This is a genomic window from Sporosarcina sp. Y1004, assembly GCF_057669665.1.
In genome coordinates this window covers 22,506-43,368 of record NZ_JBYHFQ010000011.1, presented here as the reverse complement: position 1 = coordinate 43,368, position 20,863 = coordinate 22,506, and the positions used below count along the sequence as shown (strand labels likewise).

The following is a 20,863-nucleotide window of genomic DNA, read 5'->3' as shown; positions in this document are numbered from 1 at the left end:
GTAGAGATATTCTTCGCAATCATTGGTAATCGTTAATCTTCAGCAAGCGGATCTCCCCTCGATGTACGTCGATGTTAGACGTCAACAGGGGGGAATATTATTCTTACTTAGAAGGAAGAAGGGGTGGATGGGAACTAGAAATTTAAAGAAAAAGCGACCATTCTTCGAATGACTTGATTGAATAAGTGGTAAAAGTGAAAGGGGTTTTTTATAGATGAACTACAACACGAATAAGAATACAAATTATAGTGTTTCTGATATTTGTTCTGACCACGGTATTGGTAAGACCAAACAGCGAGTGATCAGAATAAATTAAATGTTTTTAATGTGTTACGACTTTTATCGAATCCATTATTTTCAAGAAAAATTCTACAAGGGGGTTTTTTAATGGGTAGAATAACAGGTAAGGTGAAAATTTCTACAGACGCTACCATTAGACAAGCTAAAACAAAGTCGCGTTTTTTTACTAAAGAGGGGGCTGATTTTGTTGAAACAGACATTCAGAAGGAATTATTGGATAAAAAAGAGGAAGAATTCAATGAGATGTATATGTTTCTACTTCGTCTAACAGTAAGGTAACAGGATGAAAGCATAATGTGTGAGAAGGTACATAATGGCTATTAGAAATACTGGAAGAGGGTAATTTGAATAAAGTTGGTTGTGAGATTGGTAGAGTCTAACCTTCTCTTTAGAAGATTTGATATTGTTTGTGAGTGTTAATCCAATCACATATTGAATGCAACTCTAATTCAAAATAGGTTTATTATTAGTTTTGTCGATTGAGTATCTTTTCGTATTACGGTACTTTATGATACCTATTGATTTACTTCATTACCCAATAAGAAAAAGCTACCCTGTAAAGGCAGCCGAATCTTTACCCCGTTAGTAAAATTAACTATTTCTCTTTTATGGTATCAACATGATAATATAATCATATAGATAATATTGGGAGATGATTATCCAAATGGATATTAGCATTAAGGAAATAATGGACTGCATTGTCAACCCGGTTAAAAGACAAATCATACTTTCTATTCAAGAAAAAGGTGAGTGTACAGCAAAAGATTTATTATCATCACAATACGATATCCCTCAGGCCACGCTCTATCGCACATTAAATCGTTTGGTAGAAAGCGGGGTTTTAAAGATTGTTGCAGAAAATAAAGTCCGAGCCGTAACTCAGAAAGTTTACTCATTGAATGAGAGCTTTTTGAATGTCAACCAATCTATCGTTGAGCAGAATGATGGTGAAGCATACTTTAAGTTGTTTACGAACTTTATCATTGTATTGATGAAAGAGTTTCAAAATTATGCTGAAAAATCTTCTATTAATATTGTTGAGGATGGTTCGGGTTTCAGCGCAATTCCTATCTATGCAACTGTCGAAGAAATGGTAGATATCGGAAATAAGTTTAAAGAAATAATTGCTCCTTATCAAACAAGAAACGCTTTGGTCGAGGAACAAAGAATGCATATACTCGCAACTATTATTACACCCCCAAAAGACAAATAACTAAGAGGTGACTGTTATGAAAATAAAGAATAAAGGGAGCAATCTTCGTATGATACTCATTAGTATTATTGGAATATTGATACTTTGTTTCGGAATTATTGCCTTACGGTTGGTATATTTGTCGAGTGCTACAAAGAGCGATTCAATCTCCAAATATGATAGTCCCAAAAGCGCGCTTCTGGTACTAGATATTCAAAATGACACCTTGGGTATATCCGAATACGGCAACACGGAACCGTTAATGGCTAACATCAATACAGCTATCGAATATGCCAATGACTCTAAAATGGATATTATTTACACCAAGCAAGAGTTTACTGGAAACTCTTTGGATTCATTGTTTACTAATGGTATGTATCAGGCCAATAGTGATGGAGCGGACTTATATAAAGAATTATCCATACAATCGGATAACATTTTTAGCAAGCTCCGCACTGATGCTTTTTCTGTAGAAAATTTTGAAAATTATCTCATAGAAAACGAGATTGATACCCTTTACATTGTTGGTGCAGATGCCAGTAGTTGTGTTTACAAAACAGCTTTGGGCGGCATAAACAGAGGTTATCACGTTATTGTATTGGAAGATTCCATATTTTCCATAAAAAAAGACCTGTTGAATAAAATGCTTGAGAAATATCAGACAAAAGGAATCGAGTTAACTGATATTGAGGATTTTATTCAAACACAAGAAACCGATTTGTGATAGTACGAGAAAAATGTTATAAGGGAAGGGTAGTCTATTTTAATACACGTTGCGACATATGGCTTAGACGCTTTATTGAAAGCCATAATGACATTAATCCTGCCATCTTTGTGACAGTAAGGCAGCCATATAAAATGAGTGTTGCCCAAATGTGATGCATCATCAAGCGAATCTCAAATTGATCTGAAATCAATAGAGAAATTCATCGACACCAACTTAAACACAGCTATGTAACTCATTTGTTGAATATTGATTTAACCTAGAATGGAAGCGGAAGAAGAAGTCGAGATTCGGTGGATAAAACAAGATGAATAATTAACAATGAAAGCCTTCACCTCAACTAGAGGCAGACGGAAAACCCTCCCTGGAAAGTCGTAGCGGACGTGTGATCATTGGTGCCATATCCTCCATAAAAAAAGAGAGGCATACAGAAATTGCCCCCTAAAGAAATCTATGTATTATTATTTTATAGATGATCCTCGTTCATATAGATGCGTTAATGAAATCCCTTTTTTCACAGCTACTTGTTTAATTAGATTGATTTCATGGTACATGGCATTAGATAATATTCCATTATCTATGTTTTTGTTAATATGGTAATAAAACCCTGATAACAATTTTACTGGCATACTATTGTACAAAGATCCTCCATCATCCATTCCGACACCCCCTTTCGAAAGAGTATACAGGTTATTCGGATTATTCTAAGCGATTTTGTAAAATATGTCGAATGGATTCTATTATTTCTATATCCCCTTATTAGTTAAATCGTTATAAGGAGTGCTATTGCGAAGATTTATAATATATTTTAGTTCAAGTGTCATAACATTTGAATCTACATTCGGGCATAGAATAATGCTACAAGGAGTGTTGTAGACACCTTTGTCAAGGGCAATTACCTTTTTAGGGGTAATTGTCTTTTTTATCATTTCGTCGATTTTATTGCACTTTGCAATGTTTCGACTGAAAGTATATTTGATCCAAATACTCGATTTACTAAAGCAATGTTAAACAAAAAGGTAGCATTAATAGAGAAGAAAAGCGAATGGATCAAAAGCTTTATTAACTAATGGGTATTAGATACTGAATTAGGACTACGTACAATATACAATGCAAACATTGACGGGGAATTGATTAATTATCTCGCTAAAAAACATAGATACATATAAGTTTATTATTGCTTTCAGTTTTGTTGTCAAGTTGTTGTTGTAAAAGTGAAATCTATTCTGCCGATTATAGAAAGTGCATTCAATAAATACTATGTCTCATAACTCAGCTTTTATCGTATAAATTGTATTCCTAGAAATTTCAACTTGACGATGTATATCTACGATGCTTCTATTTTCCGAAAGTAGTTGCACGACACGTTCATAAATAACTTTATCTTTTCCAGTTGCACCTTCGTGATATCTTTTTTTGCCCCCACGATATTTGCCTTGCTGCTTGGCGATTGCAATACCTTCTTGTTGTGCAATGCGAATCCGTTGGCGATCATCATCCACCATCCACGAGAGTAGCGTAAAAACGATATCAGAAACTAACTGGCCCATTCCTTCGAGCTCTTTGTATTTTCGTGTATCAAGAATAGGCATATTCAAAACGACTACATCGATTTCTTCGTCAATCAGAGATTTCCATTCATCGCGTATCTCTTCCTTATTTCGACCAAACCTACTTAGGTCATGAACTACTAATACATCGCCAAAACGCATTTTTGCTCTCATTTCACGATAGACTGGTCGATTGAAATCTTTTCCTGATTGCTTTTCGGTATAGATTCGATTACAGCCGAATACTTCTAAGTCTTTCAGTTGTCTATCTAAGTTTTGTTCCTTCGTACTAACTCGTGCATAGCCAAAAATCATAATAATTACCCTCCATTCAATGAACAACCCTGATTGAACAAATCTATATATTGATTCTACTACATTCGAATGTGTTTGGACAGGGTATACCCGGGATGAACATGAATTATAGAATACAGCTACCTCAATCACAATTGGAGCGAGATGAATTTTACTAAAAAAAATGAATCAATTTCGGATAACGTTGCATATAATTCTGGAAATGAGATAAAATCACAATATTTTTTATTACTAGATTTACATAACAATATATAGGAAGTGTTTTATTGCAAAGCGTCGATATCAACTAATTTTCTTTAAATTCTGTAATTTTATGGTTGACTTTTTATTAGTAAAAGATATATGATAATTCCAATAGCTTTAATAGGGATTAGAAATCCCAAAAATGATTTTGTGGTTTACAATCTAAAACTTTATTGAAGGAGGATGAGGTTAGATGTCAAAAGCGGTTATTATTAAAGGCGGGAACAGCAAGGAGTCCAATTGACAGGGTGTTCAAGGTAATCTGTATAAAATCGAGTTGTAAGGAATAAGACAGTTCTCATTAGGAAAGATGCTAAAGAACTAGCTTCGAAATGTGTAGCGGATTTCTGGAAATCAATGATGGTAACCCTGATTCAACAAAAATAAATAGCAAACGGCTGATTAGGCAACTAAAGGCCTCCACCTTAATTTATTTAAGATGGGGGCCTTTTCTGCTTATTGATTGGGGGATATCGAATATAAAGTGAGTATTAATTTATCTAAAATTGAATGAATATTCGGAATCGACTAGTTAACAAAAAGTAAAGGCCAATTACTTCATATATATGATTATACTTATAATTTTAATAGGGATGAGAAATCCCGAAAATGATTGTGTGTTTTACAATCTAAAACTTTATTGAAGGAGGATGAGGGTAGGTGTCAAAAGCGGTTATTATTAACGGCGGGAACAGCAAGGAGTCTCGATTGACAGGGATTCAAAAAAGAATAGAAAGTTTTTTTGAAACAGAGAGTTTGCCTTACGACACGATTTACGTACATGATTTGCCTGCTGAAGATCTTATAAAAGCTAACTTTTCCAGTAGAGCGATCATTCAAGCGAATAAAATTGTTGAAGACTCGGATATTGTGGTTGTACTAACACCTGTGTATAAAGCATCGTTCTCAGGGATTTTGAAGACATACCTTGACTTACTGCCACAAAAAATATTAAAAGGAAAATCGGTATTACCTGTTGCGATAGGCGGTTCTTTGGGTCATTTACTTGCGATTGAATACGCCTTAAAGCCAGTACTATCTGCACTTGGCGCGACAGAGATATTAAATGGTGTCTTTGTAGTGGACGATCAAATTAAACGATTAAACGGAAATGAGTTTCTCATTGCAGAGGAAGCTGAGAATCGGCTCGTTGATGTGTTGAAGTTCTTTCAAAACCAGAAAGAAGTAATAAAAAACCGTGTTAGTTAACCAAAAAATAGAAATCGGCTGATTAGAAAACTAAAGGCCCTCATCTTAATTTAACAACTTAGGTGGGGCCTTCTCTGTTTATGCCGAACTATCTTGGTAATAGTTATTTTGAAAGGAGGTAATTTATTATGCAAACGCAAGACATAATTCCTAATGAGGCTTATTTGAAACCGATTCGCAAAATTGCCTGGGAAAGGAGTGAATCACTAAACCTTCCCGATTTACAATTTTTTAAATGGTGCGATCGACAATTCGGTGTGAATAGAGGTGTTTTTAATACAATTGATAACTGGTTTTATGAGAATGGGATTGTTAATGTGTATTACCGCCGAATTCTCTTGTTGGAATTCCTGAAGTTTTCTGTAGAGGATGGATTAAGGCAAGGTGAATCAAAATTCATTAAATTTGGACATGGTGGACTGTCGACAAAACTGAATGAGTTTACGGGAATAAGAAAGCAAAAATAATAAAATGCTTACTTATGTAAAAATGTTAACCAACAATTTTAGTAGAATATAAAACATATAAAAACATCGGTAACGAAGTAGGAAAGGGATGAAGAATTATTTACATACCACAACTATTGACAACGGAAAAGCATACTAATTTTGATGAACTTATTGAAATATCGTTGACAATTCATTTTCTTTTATTCAAGTAAACCTATAAGTCTAGTGGGAATTGAACATACGCACACATACACTTATAATATCGTCTGATTAGTCATGCTAAAGGCCTCTGTTTCAATCATATGGGTGAAAATAGGGGTCTGATAATTATTGGTGAAAAGTTAATTCAATAGCAAGTATATAGTACTACTGCTCACTGGATCAACCGGAGGCTCAGAGGATAAACGTTAATCGTTTTCATCTGAGCTTTTTTTGTAAAGTAACCTAGAGACAACTAGTAATCTACATACTATCTTGATCTGTTTATTAATTATTAAGGGATGGAGTGATAGAAATGACGGCTGTTGAAAAAATTAGATTTGAGCGTGTTATAAAAAAATTTACTGTTCGTGATGCGAAAAATAAAGGGGCCACAAAAGAATTTACAGCGATAAAGGATGTAGATTTTAGCGTTAAAGAAGGAGAGTTTGTCACATTAGTAGGGCCGAGTGGGTGTGGGAAATCGACGTTGCTGGATTTATTAGGGGGGTTAACGAAACCAACAAGCGGACGTATTTTAATTGATGGGAAAGAAATTACAGGTCCCGGACTAGATCGTGGTACTGTTTTTCAGCAGTATGCTTTATTTCCATGGAAGACAGCGCGTGGCAATATTGAATTCGGCTTAGAGGCAAAGGGAGTACCGAAGCATGAACGCAAAGAGCAAGCAGATCATTTTCTTTCTTTAGTTGGTCTGAGCGATTTTGGAGAGCGCTATCCGCATGAACTATCTGGAGGAATGAAACAACGCGTGGCGATTGCTAGAAGTTTAGCGTTTAACCCAGATGTGTTGCTAATGGATGAACCTTTTGCAGCATTGGATGCGCAAACACGTGAATCATTGCAAAGTGAGCTTTTGCGTATTTGGCAGAAAACGAAGAAAACGATTATTTTTATCACACATGGTATTGATGAGGCAGTCTATTTAGGAGAGCGTGTAGTGATTTTATCACCGAATCCAGGAAGGGTGAAAGCAATTGTGAATATCCCACTTAAAAATCGTTTAGAGGATGCTGACATTCGTTCCCATCCAGATTTTGTGAAAGCACGCCATGAGGTTTGGAGTTTACTACATGAAGCGGAATACCAAGGAGCAAATATATAAATAGAGAGAGGAGTTCATTTATATGGTAACGGTAGAATCTAGTAGTTCATCTTTGAAAACGATTAAACAAAAAGTCTTTGGGTTATCTAGTATAAAAAAGTTTGCCAAACAGTCCATTGTATTAGTCGCATTTTTTTTACTATGGGAAATAGCACCACGAATTGGTTTAGTAGACGCTGCATTCTTCCCTTCGTTTTCTAGTGTTGTAATTGCTTGGTGGGAAATGATTATTTCCGGCGAACTTTTCTCACATTTTTTAGCGAGCATCACTCGTTCCGTGAGTGGCTTTGGGTTAGCGTTACTTATTGCGATTCCATTGGGATTATTAATAGGCTGGTACCCACTAGCAAGAGAATTATTAAATCCAATAATGGAATTGTTTCGGAATACAGCCGCATTAGCCTTGCTACCAGTATTTATGTTACTACTAGGAATTGGGGAAACATCTAAAATTGCGATTGTCTTATTTGCCTGCATATGGCCCATTCTTCTAAATACAATTGCAGCTGTAGGTAACGTGGATCCATTACTAATTAAATCGGCCCGTTCGATGAATATTTCTTCATTTAAGCTATTTCTAAAAGTAATCTTACCTGCATCTGTACCAACCATTTTTACTGGTATTCGTATGGCAGGAACAGGGGCGATTTTAGTGTTAATTGCAGCAGAAATGGTAGGAGCGAAAGAAGGCTTAGGTTATTTAATTACGTATTCGCAATATAACTTCCAAATCCCTGAAATGTATGCGGGTATATTAACAATTTCATTACTAGGTTTACTAATCAACCTAGGACTGACTGCATTAGAACGTAGGTTTTCAAAATGGAAGCAACCAATGAATCAATAATAAATGAGGCATTGGATTCAAAAAAGGATAGGAGCAAGTAAAATGAATATTAAAAAGCAGTGGTTTCTTTTAGTGTTACTTGTAGGTTTAGTAAATATATTAATTGCGTGCGGGAATAATGAAGATGCGAAAACAGATAGTGAAGGAAATAAAACGGAAGTAACAACATTACGGTATACAGACAATCCTGGTTCAGTATCACTTCCAGAATTAGCAAAGGATTTAGGTTATCTTGAAGGTCTAAAATTGGATTATCAAGGTGTTTATACAGGTGGACCTGAAAATATACAATTAGTAGCAACGGACCAACTTGAGTTTGGTTTTGCATTTAATGGTGCATTGGTAAAATCAGCATCTAAAAATGTGAAAATTAAATCAGTTGTTGGAGCGTATGGCAGTGATGAAAATACAAATGTTGCTTATTTAACATTAGAAGATAGTGGTATTAAAGAAGCAAAAGATTTAATCGGTAAAACAATAGGTGTGAATACACTAGGTGCTCATGTAGAAATCGTATTAAAAGGATATTTAGAGCAAAGTGGTTTGACAAAAAAAGAAATTGAACAGATAACATTAGTAACAATTCCAGCAGCTAATACTGAACAAGCATTGAGAAATAAACAAATTGATGCAGCAGGAATGCTTGGTTTTGTTAAAGATCGTGCAATTGAAAAAGGCGGTCTTGCAACATTATTTACAGATTTCGAGTTATATGGAACATTCACAGCAGGTAACTACTTTTTTAGTGAAGAATTTATTGAACAGAATCCGACAACAGTGAAAATATTTGTTGACGGCGTGTCGAAAGCTATTGAATGGGCACAAACGACACCAGTTGAAGAAGTTATTGCACGTCAAGAGGATATTATTGAAAATCGTGGACGTAAAGAAACAACTGACAATATAAAATATTGGAAGAGCTCTGGGCTTGCTACAGAAGGTGGCGTAATCCAAGATTCTGATTACCAAGTATGGGCTGACTGGTTTATAAGTATTGGAGATCTCAAAGAAGGTGAAGTTAAAGTAACAGATTTATATACAAATGAATTCAACTCATATGCAAAATAATTTTTCTTTCAGTATAAGTTTATATAAATAGTTTAATAGGGAGTGTATTTAAATGGTAAAAAAACAGATGAGATTAGGGGCTTTTATTTTATCGCCTGGACATCATTTAGCAAGCTGGCGCTATCCGAACTCAGGTGCTGAACGTATTTTTAATTTGGATTATTTTATGGAAATCGCACAAACAGCGGAACGTGGAAAGTTTGATATGATTTTCTTCGCGGACGTATTTGGGCAAGACGTTTCAGAGAATGGTCATTCTGGCTTGAAGTTAGATCCTGTTGTCATAATATCAGCACTAACAGCACTAACAAAAAATATTGGTTTAACTGCAACGTTAACAACAACATATAATGAGCCATTTCATGTAGCAAGAAAGTACGGCTCAATCGATCATTTATCTAAAGGTCGTGCTGCATGGAATGTTGTCACTTCCATGAATGATAGTGAGTCATTATTATTTGGACAAGAAAAGCATTTACAACATGCGAATCGTTATGAACGCGCGGAAGAATTTGTAGATGTAGTGAAAAAATTATGGTTTTCGATTGAAGAAGACGCGTTAGTTATTGATAAAGAAAAAGGACGTTTTTTAGACTTAGAGAAAGTGCATCCAGTAGATCATGAAGGAAAATATTTCAAAGTTCAAGGTACATTGGATTCACCTTCAACACCACAAGGGCACCCTGTTATTATACAGGCAGGTTCTTCAGAAGCGGGAAAAGAATTGGCTGCGAAAACAGCAGAAGTTATTTTCACAGCATGGCAAACATTAGCAGAAGCGCAAGCGTTTTATAGTGATGTGAAGGGACGTCTTGCAAAATATGGACGTAAGTCAGACGACTTAAAAGTAATGCCAGGAGTCTTTATTACAGTGGCTAAAACAGAAGAAGAAGCGAAGCGTAAACAGAAAGAATTGAATAGTTACATCTCTCCAGAAGTTGGTTTAGGATATTTATCTTTCTACGCGGGTATTGATTTAAGTAGCTATGATATTAATGCACCATTGCCAGAAAATTTTGGAGCGACTGAAGATAGTACTAATCCACAAATCCGTTCAAATATTATTAAAGCTATTGCAGAGCGTGAAAATTTAACAACATTACAAGAAGTTTATGAGCATATTGCAGGTGCACGTGGCCACCGTGAAATCGTTGGTACACCTTCACAAATTGCAGATCAATTAGAAGAGTGGTTCTTAAATGAAGGCGCAGATGGCTTCAATATTATGCCGCCAACTTTCCCAGAAGGCTTTAACGATATTGTGGATTTAGTTATTCCAGAATTACAGCGTCGTGGTTTATTCCGTACTGAATATGAGAGTGATACACTTCGCGGGAATTTAGGGCTTTCAGTACCTGTGAATCCAAATGTAAAACAGACACAATAATCAATCAAGTAAAGTAGAGAATGTGGTTAAAGAATTTATTAATGAGGCAAAACAAAGTAATCCCGTTTAACAGGTATTCAACAAGAGGTTGAAGGTCTCTTGATGTGGCTAAAATACTCCGAGTGATTGTAAATCGTCTTCATCTGAATGCGACACTTTCTAATGATATTAAAGAGCATGTAAAACAGAAAATGAGTAGCCAAATGAGAGTTAGGTTAGTCAAAATAAAATAGGCGAAGTATCTTTTAAAAGTCGATATACCCATATTGGGGTAGTCGGCTTTTTTGATATCACAAATGGAATTGAAGATACACTATGATTTTTTCTTTTTCAAGATTAAGTCTCTACACAACCTGTCCTTACCGCTTCATCAAGAAATATCTAGAAGGATACGAAGAACCAGCTACATACCCTCTAGCTTTGGGTAAAGGGTCCATAAAGCAGTCGAGGATAAAATTAATGAAGTGTCTCATTCAGAAGCCATTTTAAACGGGATTATTGAAGCTGAGTTTCATCCAGAAGTGACAATGGATGAAATATCAGAATTGGTTAGTCGTGCACCACTTACTGAGAACATGGGGAGACAGAAGTATAATTCTGTTCGCGAAGCCGCAAATAAACGAGTGAACGTTCGAAAAGTGTCTTAATACATTTGTGAACGATTTTATGTTTTGTATTTCATTTTTAACAGGGTGTTCATAAAAGTGTACTATTACGATCAGGGAAATGTTCCTCATTGAACAACTTAAACCGAATCAAACACAATATACATACTCCTCACTTTATTTATAGGTCACTTGTTTGTTGAAAGGCTGGAAAGTTTATGCTAAAACATGTACCTTTACCGAGTTCACTACTTACATGAATGGTACCATTCATTCCTTTGATGATACTATAAGAAACCATCATTCCAAGCCCAGTACCTGTTTCTTTAGTTGAAAAATATGGTTGACCAAGACGACTAATTTGTTCTTGTGACATTCCAATACCTTGGTCACTAATATCAATTTTGACAGTATCTTGGAAACTAGACAAGTGAATTTGAAGCTTGCCTTCTTTTGACTTCATCGATTCAATTCCATTTTTCATAAAATTGATCAAACATTGTTGGAGTTTTTTTCTATCGCCAATCGCCACAAATTGATTTTGTTCTGGATTGCATATTTTATGTTCTATTTCAACTCCGTTTATTGTTGCTAAATGACGAATCACATTGACGGCCTGTTGTATTTCTTCATTAATGTTAATCTTTTCATTTTTTTCTAAAGTTGGTTCAGCAAAGGTTAAATAATCATTGATGATATCGGTAGCTCGATCTAATTCATTTAAAGTGATACGAATGAATTCCTTTCTTTTTTCAGGGGAAATATCATCTGATAATAATTGAATAAAACCTCTGCTTATTGTAAGCGGGTTCCGAACTTCATGTGAAATACTAGCTGCCAAATGGTGAACCATTTGGAGTTTTTCTGCCTTAATCAAGTTTTGTAATAAACTAGAATAAGTACGAATTCCTTCCCAAATGATCGTTGAAATAATAATACCCAACATATTAATAATATAAAACTCCGTGAGAAACAAACCTGTTATATTATCTTGGGGAAAAATGAATTCCAATGATAGACCAATGGTCATGCCAATGAACAATAATGTCACTGAAAGTAAAAGTTTTTGCTTCAAATTCATTTTCAAATAATATTTGGAAAGGATGCAGGCTGCAATTCCGATAATAATTATTAATACAGATGCTGAATAAAAACCTATTCCTCCCAAGGAGAAACGAATAAGAAGAGCAATACCTATTTGTATCAATCCTAGTTTATAACCACCATATAGACCACCTAAAATAAATGGAACAGAGCTTAAATTCCAAAAACTACTCTCGTTTACATATATCGGAAATACCATAAACAATACAAGAGAGACAATAGGGAATAAAGAGATTTGCCAACTTTTTAATTCTATTGAACGGTAAGCATAGGATGCCATATGTAAGATTTGTAATAAAAAGAGAGCTAGTAGGATAAATAGAAAGCTGATGAGCAAATCTTTTGTCAAAAGATCCATGTGAGCATCGTCCCCTCATTTTTATGAATAGTCTTATAATAGTGGACATCTGTCAATTAACCAAATTCAGACAATATATTCACTAATAATCTGTGTTTGTACTTTATTTTACACGATTTGCATGTCATCACAAAGAATTATGCGCGAAAAGTCAGATTATTTTAAGTATACCTAAAACTTATTATAGGTAAAATGAATGTTGCGAAAAACGAGATAGACTAATATACAAAGGGGAATAATAAGATGACATTGAGTCGATATGAAATCACTTATACTGTAGTCAAATCTGGGAGTCTATAATTCTGATCGAGTAGCCGCAAATACACGAGTGAACGTTTGGAAAGTGTTTTAATATATTTGTGAAAGATCTAATGCTGCGTATTTTTTCATTTCAAGTTTAGCTTTAGAAAGGGGGATATTTTTGGTTGAATATTATAAAATATTAAATTACTCAATTTTTAGTTGTTTCAAGTGAAGATTTCTCGGGTAGATACCTAATACATGTGAATGTTATTACTTTTCATATGTAGTATATTTTGGAAGGATGATAAATGTGGAAAAACGAATTGTTGGGAGCTTTAATTCAGATGATGAAGTCTTGTATGCAATTGAAGGATTGAAACGTCAGGGGCATCGTGATACAGATATCATGGTGGTAGCAGAAAATAAAAGTGCCATTCCATTAGTCACTTCTCGCACCGGAGTCATGGTAGAGGCAGATCAACAAGTGAGTACTATAGCAGGTGTTATGATAAACAGCTATTTTTCCATGTTGTCAGGAGGAATGGGCCGTACACAGGCTAATACCCTGTCCGGCAGGCTAATTGAAAGGGGCTTGCCAAAATATACAGCAAACCAGTGTGAAGAGGAAATAAATAAGGGGAAAATAATGTTGCTTGTTGATACGAATACAACTTACGACAGTCCTGTCTATAAAACACAATATGAAACTGAAAACTCAAGAGCAGTCCGACTCCATGAAGAACAACTTGAAATTACAAAAGAGAATATCCAAGTTGGAGAATTGCAGCTCCGTAAAGAAGTAGTGGAAGAACAGAGAACCGTTCATGTTCCACTATTTCGAGAAGAAGTATATGTAGAGCGACGTCCTGTCATAGATGGAAAGCTAGATGGCAGTCCTTTTAGAGAGGATGAGATTATTCGCATCCCCATTATGGAAGAAAGAATAGAAGTAACGAAAAGACCTATAATTGTTGAAGAGATAATTATAGGCAAGAGAAAAATTCAAGAAACAAAACAGGTACAGGATACCATTAGAAAAGAAGAAGCTCGGATTGAGCGTTCTGTCCCTTCAGCAATCTCAGCAGGGAAACTAGTTAACCAAGACACAGTAGGGCACGTAGAAGATATTACAGAAAGCTCTATTTTGATCGTGGAAGGCAATCCTGATATTGAAAGCATAATGGCGGCGGAGGACAAAAAGGAAGAAATTCGCGAAAAACGCACAGGTTCCCTCACTGTACAAGGAGAGAAAAACAAACCAGAATCAGCTGTCAGTAAAAAGGACGAGGTAAGCGGGAAACTAACAGATTCTCCTGTTAGTAAGGATAGTAAAAGTTCTACACCAATTTCAGCAGCTACTGTAAAAAAGGAAGAAGCAATCCATAACAACGAAAACTCTTCAATCGATGAGGAAAATAAAAATAATAAAAATCAAATAAAAAAGAAAAAATAACAATTCTCCGTAATAGGTTTGGAAAGGCTATGCGGTCCTTAGATATTATACAAAAAAAGCAAAAGGTTTAATTACCTCGGATATTGAGGTGTTATTCCTTTTTTTGCTTAGTGGTACTTTTTCAGGACCAAAGTTTATTGTTTCAAATTTTTAAAGGGGGAGTGTTGGCTATAATCCAGTTGAAAAAAGTCCAAGAGTATATTGTAGATGGTCAAACAGTAAAAGAAATCTTGGAGGCTAAATATGATGGCTATGAGCAATATTGGAAAGTTGATGGAGATATGGAATTTTTTCGGATTGATGTTATCTCTAAAGTAAAAGGTGATCCGTTTCATGAATCCATCATGAATAGATGGGAGGTTTTTGATGATAGAATTACAGATATTAATATTATGTCAATACATATTAAACCTGAATTAGCAAGAGTGCATATTGTTTAATACGAGTATTCTAGAAAGGGTGCTCTTTTGAATGAACCGGATTGATATTTAAAATTATTCAACGATTATAAATCTGCTTTTATCGTATAAATTGTATTCCTCTAAATTCCAACTTCACGATGTATATCTACGATGCTCTTGTTTTCCGAAAGTAGTTGCACAACGCTTTCATAAATAACTTTATCTTTTACAGTAGCACCTTCATGATATCTTTTCTTGCCCCCACGATATTTCCCTTGTTGCTTAGCAATCGCAATTCCTTTTTGTTGTGCAGTGCGAATCCGTTGGCGATCATCATCCACCATCCATAAGAGTAGCGTAAAAACGATATCTGAAACTAACTGGCCTATTCCTTCGAGTTCCTTGTACTTTCGAGTATCAAGAATAGGCATATTCAAAACGACTACATCGATTTCTTCGTCAATCAGAGATTTCCATTCATCGCGTATCACTTCCTTGTTTCGACCAAACCTAATAAGGTCATGAACTACTAATACATCGCTAAAACGGATTTTTGCTCTCATCTCACGATTGTCACTTTAATCAGTAAATTGCACCTGTTTGAAGTGCTATTTTGCATTTCAAGGGACGCCTTTTCTAAACAATAAAATCACTTATCCAAGCTGTAAGCTGGATTTTAAATTTGGTTGTGCAAAATAACGCTTAAAATAAGCGCAAATTACCTCTTAAAGTGACAATCAAGGCATCAAGCGGTGTCATAACTAAGAGTCATAATTAGATCGTAAAAAAAAGGGCAAATACATATGAAATATGGTTATGGTCGCGTAAGTACAGCATCACAAGATTTAGAGTTACAGCTGCAGACGTTGAAAAGTGAAGGTTGCGACAAAATCTATTCCGAGAAATTCACTGGAACTAAATCTGATCGTCCCCAATTTGTAGAGTTACTTTCATTGCTGAAAAAAGGGGATATATTGGTAGTTACAAAACTAGACCGTTTGGCAGATCGGCAGAAGATGGGGTAAATCTAATCAAAGAATTGCTTTCAAAAGGAATCAAGGTTCACATATTAAATTTGGGACTTGTAGAGGATACATCATAGGGCAGATTAATTTTAAGAATGTTATCAGCCATTGCGGAATTTGACAGGGATATGATAGTTGAAAGATTAGCAGAGGGGAAAACCATTGCGAAGCAGAATCCTGATTTCCGTGAAGGTAGACCGAAGAAATTCACTAAAAAGCAAGTAGCACACGCTTTACAGCTATTGGAAGTGAATTCCTATACGCAAGTAGAAGAAATTACAGGGATTTCTAAAAGCACACTAATCCGTGCCAATAGAGAAGTAGCTAAAGGGGCAGATAATAATGCCTAAGAAATCACTTTCAGATTATCAAAGGGAGTATGAAAGAATCATCCATGCAGTCCCCTCATGAAACGTTAGGGACTCAGGACGCTTTCAACTGCTCTTTTTTAAAAGATAAGAAAGTACAAGTTTTGAAGCTGCCGCATACGCGCTTCGCCGCCACATTATTAGGGCTTCGGCTCCCCTTATAAGTCGCCTTCGCTTAGTTTATATAGGAATTCATTTGTTCAACATATCTATTACATATTTATGATTTTTGTTTTTCAAGTTCTTCAAGGAATTTATTATTAAGGACCTTGATATATGTCCCTTTCATTCCTAGGGAACGAGATTCAATGACGCCAGCACTTTCTAGTTTACGAAGCGCATTTACGATTACAGAACGTGTAATACCTACACGGTCAGCAATTTTAGATGCTACTAGTAGACCTTCATTGCCATCAAGCTCATGGAAAATGTGCTCAATCGCTTCGTGTTCACTAAATGAAAGTGAATTGATAGCCATTTGAACAACTGCTTTACTACGTGCTTCGATTTCAATTTTCTCTGTTTTCTCACGTAGAATTTCCATTCCAACAACAGTCGCACCATATTCAGCAAGGATTAAATCATCGTCTTGGAAATCATCTTTAAGTCTTGCCAAGATTAGCGTACCAAGACGCTCACCGCCGCCAATGATTGGAACAATCGTCGTCAAGCCCTCATTTAATAATTCACGATTTTCAATCGGGAAGACAGTATGCTTGCTGTCCACATCCAAGTTAGAAGAAGTCTCTCTCACTTCAAACAAGCGGTTTGTATATGCTTCAGAGAATTTGCGATTTATGAGCATTTGCTTCATGCGTTCATTTTCAATTTGGTGATGTATTTCTAGACCGAGTAATTTCCCTTTTCTGCTTATGATGAAAGCATTACAGTCGATAACAGAACTAAGCTTCTCGGCCATTTCCTTAAAATTCACTGTTTTCCCTGCTGATTCTTGTAGCATTGCATTAATTTCACGTGTTTTTGATAATAAATTCATTTGCTTTTTCCTCCTAATAATAGTTGCTTCTCACTAAATAACACTCTAAATGTTTATGATCATCAGATGAATTTAAAATTTTCAATTAAATTATATACTGTGATAAATCTTTATTTTTCGCGATATCTTTTAGTTATACATCGACATACTCTGGTGTTATTTTGATTGTTTTCGGTCCGATATCAGCCGCTTCATACGATAGTTCTTCGAGTGATTTTTCCAAAATTGTATGTAAACGTCTTGCACCGATATTCTTTGTATCATCATTCACTTCAAATGCAAGTTCAGCAAGTCGGCTGATTGCTTTATCTGTAAAATTCAAAACAACATTTTCTGTATTGAGCAATTTTTCGTGACGGATAAGAGAAAAATCAGACTCTTTTAAAGTACCTTTAAAATCATTCTTTGTCAATTTTTCAAGTTCAACACTGAATTGTTTAGGCAAGCTGTTGCGGATTTCTATAAACGTCAATACGATGTAGAGCTTGATCCTGAAACGGAAGTTTTGGCATTGATTGGGTCGAAAGAGGGGATTGCCCATATTGTACCTACACTAATCGATCCAGGCGATTATGTGTTAATTCCGGATCCGAGCTATCCAGTATATCGAATGGCCACTTTACTGGCAAACGGGCGTTATTATGAGATGCCATTAGTCAAAGAAAATAATTTCGAACCAGACTTCAGCAAAATACCAGCTGACATTATTGAACGTTCGAAACTGATGTTTTTAAATTATCCCGGAAACCCTACTTCAGCTACAGTGGAACTTGAATTTTTTGAGCGTGCAGTTGAGTTTTCCCATCAACATCAGATCCCGGTTGCACATGATTCCGCTTATCATATGGTTACTTTTGGAGAATATAAAGCGCCTAGTATCCTTCAAGTAGATGGGGCAAAAGACAGTGTTGTTGAATTCGGTTCATTGTCAAAAACGTATAATATGACCGGATTTCGGATTGGATATGTCGTTGGAAACAAAGCAATCATCAAGGCACTTTCCGTTTTGAAAGGCAACACGGATACCGGACAATTCACACCGATTCAAAAAGCTGCCGCCTTTGCATTGAACAGTGATCAAAGCTGTATCACAAAGCATAACAATGTCTATGCGGAACGGATGGTCGTTGCATTGGAGGGGCTAGCGTCCATCGGGATAGATGTCGATCCTCCAAAGGGCAGTTTTTTCATCTGGGCACCGGTTCCAAAAGGTCATACCTCTACTGAATTTGTAACGAAAGTATTGGAGCAGGCAGGCGTGATCCTTTCGCCGGGCAATGCCTTTGGTCCCTCGGGGGAAGGGTATTTCCGAATGTCTTTATTTGTTCCTTCTGATAGATTATTTGAGGCTATTACTAGGATTAAGCAAAATTTACAAGTAGTCAACTACTAAACTGGAAGATTATTAAATTAAAAAATGGGGGGAATTGACATGCAAAAATTATCCGAAGTGATTACATTAAAGAATGGGGAAATTGACATGCAAAAATATCTTAACTACATTAACGGCGAGTGGAGCCAATCATCTTCAGGCAAGTTTGTACCGATTTTGAATCCCGCAAACGGCGAAGTAATTGGAGAAGTGACACAATCTACAAAAGAAGATGTGGATCGTGCAGTCCATGCAGCGAAACAAGCACAAAAGTCTTGGCGACTCGTTCCAGCTCCTGAACGTGCGGAATATTTATACAAAGTCGCTTTTCTATTGAAAGAGCGAAAAGAGCAGTTGGCCCAACTTCTGACGATTGAAATGGGTAAAGTGATTGACGAAGCAAGAGGGGAAGTACAAGAAGCCATCGATATGGCATTTTATATGGCAGGGGAAGGACGTCGGCTTTACGGGGATACGATTCCGTCTGAACTGCGCAATAAATTTGCCATGAGCGTCCGTGTCCCAATCGGGGTTGCGGGGCTCATTACACCTTGGAATTTCCCGATTGCCATTGCATCATGGAAGTCACTACCAGCACTCGTGTCAGGTAATGCAGTTGTCTGGAAACCTGCGACAGAAACGCCAATCATCGCCCATGAGTTTGCCAAAATCTATGAAGAGGCGGGTCTACCGATGGGGCTACTAAACTTGGTAAACGGATCAGGAAGTTTAGTCGGAAATGCAATGGTCGAACATCCCGATATCGATTTAATTTCCTTTACGGGTTCCAATGAGGTAGGGAAAGCGATCAATGGTCGTGCGGGTGAACTTCTGAAACGGACATCTCTTGAAATGGGCGGTAAGAATGCTGTCACTGTTTTGGAAGATGCCGATTTGGATCTCGCTGTTGATGGTATTTTATGGGGTGCATTCGGAACAAGTGGACAAAGATGTACAGCAACGAGCCGAATTATAGTTCATCAGGCTGTGAAAGCTGAACTTGAGAAAAAGCTTGTAGACCGAATTGGAGAATTGAAGCTTGGGAATGGATTGGATGAATCGGTAAAAGTTGGTCCAGTCATCAATCGTTCGTCCCTTGAGAAAATTGATGAGTATGTGAAAATCGGACAGGAAGAAGGGGCAACACTTCTTGCAGGTGGTCATATTGTGACTGAAAATGAGCTAGCAAGCGGAAACTTCTATGCGCCTACTATCTTTACAGATGTGACGCCGGAGATGCGGATTGCGAAGGAAGAAATATTTGGACCCGTGTTATCCATTATTTCCGTGAATAGTTTGGAAGAAGCAATCGAAGTGAATAACAACGTAGAGTTCGGTTTGTCCAGTGCAATTTTCACCGCGGATGTCAATCGCGCCTTCCAAGCAATGCGTGATTTAGATACTGGTATTGTGTACATTAATGCGGGTACGACGGGAGCTGAAATCCATCTGCCATTCGGAGGAACGAAAGGAACAGGGAATGGACATAGGGACTCCGGTGAAGCTGCCCTGGACGTATATACAGAGTGGAAATCCGTCTATGTTGATTACAGTGGGAAACTCCAAAGAGCTCAAATTGATAACAACTGATTGTTTGTGAAAAAGCCGCCTATCCTTGAAGTCTGAGGAGGGCGGCTTTCTGTCCTATTTCACCGTAGTTTAATCGCATGGAGAATCTTATAACTCATGTTTTCATGTTGTTTTAAAGCTAAGTAGAGGAGTATGCACTGATGGAATGATTGAAAATCGATATTTAATAATTCTTGTACTTGCTAGAGCCTTTATATAAGTGTATTGCGATGAATGAATAATTTCTTCGCTACTTGGCTCATGTTCAATTTTTCCTCACAATAAACGATGAAGCTGCCGATAAGCGCCGCACCATTTGCATGATTGCTTAGCTTCTCAACATACTGATCGAGTGTTTGCCTGCGGGAGGTTCTGTTTCTTCAATAAGAGCAAGGGATAATAGTTTCCAGTCCTCAATGGAAATGATTGATTCTGTAAACTGATTCCGTTTAGCGATTGCTAATGCTTTGCGTGACTGTTCATAAGAATGGATGACCCCTTCAATTGTCGAATAGCAATTCCCGTAGGATATTTTAATAGGGCTGTCCAAATTCCTTGACTCTACGAAACGTTTTAAAGAATGGAAGGCATAGTCTAGCTTTTTCATCAAACCCCTTGCATTCCTCATATTTACATGTTTTAGGACAATCCATTGGTCGGCATTTAACGGTGCGATAATATCATTTTCATCGTCCATAAAAAGACTTCTGATAAATAAAATTAGATCCTGTTGAATTTTGTTAAACGTATATTGGAGATG

The 20,863-nt window shown here is 36.4% G+C and carries 21 protein-coding genes and 2 pseudogenes; 16 read left to right on the top strand and 7 right to left on the bottom strand.

The features are described 5' to 3' along the window. The first annotated feature begins 387 nt into the window (after positions 1–387). From AC25Y6_RS09720 to AC25Y6_RS09710, 3 genes are all read left to right on the top strand, one after another. Complete coding sequence (locus AC25Y6_RS09720; protein WP_488142849.1) at positions 388–579, top strand: hypothetical protein; 192 nt, start codon at positions 388–390, stop codon at positions 577–579. 385 nt (positions 580–964) lie between these two features. After that, entirely contained in the window at positions 965–1,513 is a 549-nt protein-coding gene (locus AC25Y6_RS09715) for a hypothetical protein (protein ID WP_488142848.1), read from the top strand. A 16-nt stretch (positions 1,514–1,529) separates the two neighbouring features. Then, entirely contained in the window at positions 1,530–2,216 is a 687-nt protein-coding gene (locus tag AC25Y6_RS09710; RefSeq protein WP_488142847.1) for a cysteine hydrolase family protein, read from the top strand. Positions 2,217–2,677: 461 nt separating this feature from the next. Here the strand turns inward: AC25Y6_RS09710 and AC25Y6_RS09705 are convergent, their stop codons facing one another. Then, positions 2,678–2,875: a hypothetical protein gene (locus tag AC25Y6_RS09705; RefSeq protein WP_488142846.1), complete on the bottom strand. Its 198-nt coding sequence runs from the start codon at positions 2,873–2,875 to the stop codon at positions 2,678–2,680. 606 nt (positions 2,876–3,481) lie between these two features. After that, positions 3,482–4,081, bottom strand: coding sequence for a recombinase family protein (locus tag AC25Y6_RS09700; protein WP_488142845.1), 600 nt, complete (start codon positions 4,079–4,081; stop codon positions 3,482–3,484). 903 nt (positions 4,082–4,984) lie between these two features. On the opposite strand from AC25Y6_RS09700, the gene ssuE reads away from it, so the two are divergent. From ssuE to AC25Y6_RS09660, 8 genes are all read left to right on the top strand, one after another. Beyond that, positions 4,985–5,533 (top strand): NADPH-dependent FMN reductase, encoded by a 549-nt coding sequence (ssuE, locus tag AC25Y6_RS09695; protein ID WP_488142844.1) that lies wholly within the window; start codon positions 4,985–4,987, stop codon positions 5,531–5,533. A 128-nt stretch (positions 5,534–5,661) separates the two neighbouring features. Further along, entirely contained in the window at positions 5,662–6,000 is a 339-nt protein-coding gene (locus AC25Y6_RS09690) for a hypothetical protein (protein WP_488142843.1), read from the top strand. Between the two features lie 496 nt (positions 6,001–6,496). Further along, complete coding sequence (locus tag AC25Y6_RS09685; protein WP_488142842.1) at positions 6,497–7,306, top strand: ABC transporter ATP-binding protein; 810 nt, start codon at positions 6,497–6,499, stop codon at positions 7,304–7,306. Between the two features lie 22 nt (positions 7,307–7,328). After that, positions 7,329–8,153, top strand: a complete 825-nt coding sequence (locus AC25Y6_RS09680) for an ABC transporter permease (RefSeq protein WP_488142841.1) — start codon at positions 7,329–7,331, stop codon at positions 8,151–8,153. 42 nt (positions 8,154–8,195) lie between these two features. Next, positions 8,196–9,221 carry an ABC transporter substrate-binding protein gene (locus AC25Y6_RS09675; RefSeq protein ID WP_488142840.1) on the top strand — a complete coding sequence of 342 codons (1,026 nt, stop codon included), beginning with the start codon at positions 8,196–8,198 and terminating at the stop codon, positions 9,219–9,221. A gap of 52 nt (positions 9,222–9,273) precedes the next feature. After that, positions 9,274–10,608, top strand: a complete 1,335-nt coding sequence (locus AC25Y6_RS09670; RefSeq protein ID WP_488142839.1) for an LLM class flavin-dependent oxidoreductase — start codon at positions 9,274–9,276, stop codon at positions 10,606–10,608. A 315-nt stretch (positions 10,609–10,923) separates the two neighbouring features. Beyond that, on the top strand, positions 10,924–11,097 hold the full coding sequence (locus AC25Y6_RS09665) for a PD-(D/E)XK nuclease family protein (RefSeq protein WP_488142838.1): 174 nt from the start codon (positions 10,924–10,926) through the stop codon (positions 11,095–11,097). Next, positions 11,073–11,255, top strand: coding sequence for a hypothetical protein (locus tag AC25Y6_RS09660; RefSeq protein WP_488142837.1), 183 nt, complete (start codon positions 11,073–11,075; stop codon positions 11,253–11,255). Before AC25Y6_RS09665 ends, AC25Y6_RS09660 begins: the two co-directional genes overlap by 25 nt. Positions 11,256–11,394: 139 nt before the next feature. On the opposite strand, the gene AC25Y6_RS09655 is transcribed toward AC25Y6_RS09660, so the two are convergent. Continuing rightward, entirely contained in the window at positions 11,395–12,675 is a 1,281-nt protein-coding gene (locus tag AC25Y6_RS09655; RefSeq protein ID WP_488142836.1) for an ATP-binding protein, read from the bottom strand. Positions 12,676–13,228: 553 nt separating this feature from the next. Between AC25Y6_RS09655 and AC25Y6_RS09650 the strand changes: the two genes are divergently transcribed. Together AC25Y6_RS09650 and AC25Y6_RS09645 are read left to right on the top strand one after the other, a co-directional pair. After that, positions 13,229–14,371, top strand: a complete 1,143-nt coding sequence (locus tag AC25Y6_RS09650) for a YsnF/AvaK domain-containing protein (protein WP_488142835.1) — start codon at positions 13,229–13,231, stop codon at positions 14,369–14,371. Between the two features lie 110 nt (positions 14,372–14,481). Further along, a complete protein-coding gene (locus AC25Y6_RS09645; RefSeq protein WP_488142834.1) occupies positions 14,482–14,811 on the top strand; it encodes a hypothetical protein in 330 nt (109 codons plus the stop codon). 101 nt (positions 14,812–14,912) lie between these two features. Here AC25Y6_RS09645 and AC25Y6_RS09640 read toward each other — a convergent pair whose 3' ends face one another. Further along, positions 14,913–15,335, bottom strand: a complete 423-nt coding sequence (locus AC25Y6_RS09640) for a recombinase family protein (RefSeq protein ID WP_488142833.1) — start codon at positions 15,333–15,335, stop codon at positions 14,913–14,915. A 240-nt stretch (positions 15,336–15,575) separates the two neighbouring features. Here AC25Y6_RS09640 and AC25Y6_RS09635 point away from each other — a divergent pair. Next, positions 15,576–16,147, top strand: a pseudogene (locus AC25Y6_RS09635) (recombinase family protein). Between the two features lie 238 nt (positions 16,148–16,385). Here AC25Y6_RS09635 and codY read toward each other — a convergent pair. Together codY and AC25Y6_RS09625 are read right to left on the bottom strand one after the other, a co-directional pair. Next, entirely contained in the window at positions 16,386–17,162 is a 777-nt protein-coding gene (gene codY, locus AC25Y6_RS09630; RefSeq protein ID WP_488142832.1) for a GTP-sensing pleiotropic transcriptional regulator CodY, read from the bottom strand. Between the two features lie 133 nt (positions 17,163–17,295). Next, positions 17,296–17,589 (bottom strand): annotated as a pseudogene (locus AC25Y6_RS09625) (HslU--HslV peptidase ATPase subunit); the annotation flags it as partial. A gap of 6 nt (positions 17,590–17,595) precedes the next feature. Between AC25Y6_RS09625 and AC25Y6_RS09620 the strand changes: the two are divergent. Then, on the top strand, positions 17,596–18,555 hold the full coding sequence (locus AC25Y6_RS09620) for an aminotransferase class I/II-fold pyridoxal phosphate-dependent enzyme (protein WP_488142831.1): 960 nt from the start codon (positions 17,596–17,598) through the stop codon (positions 18,553–18,555). A gap of 87 nt (positions 18,556–18,642) precedes the next feature. Beyond that, the gene (locus AC25Y6_RS09615; protein WP_488142894.1) at positions 18,643–20,124 is read left to right on the top strand and encodes an aldehyde dehydrogenase family protein; all 1,482 of its coding nucleotides are present in this window, start codon (positions 18,643–18,645) and stop codon (positions 20,122–20,124) included. 307 nt (positions 20,125–20,431) lie between these two features. Here the strand turns inward: AC25Y6_RS09615 and AC25Y6_RS09610 are convergent, their stop codons facing one another. Next, the gene (locus AC25Y6_RS09610; RefSeq protein WP_488142830.1) at positions 20,432–20,800 is read right to left on the bottom strand and encodes a hypothetical protein; all 369 of its coding nucleotides are present in this window, start codon (positions 20,798–20,800) and stop codon (positions 20,432–20,434) included. Positions 20,801–20,863 lie beyond the last annotated feature (63 nt).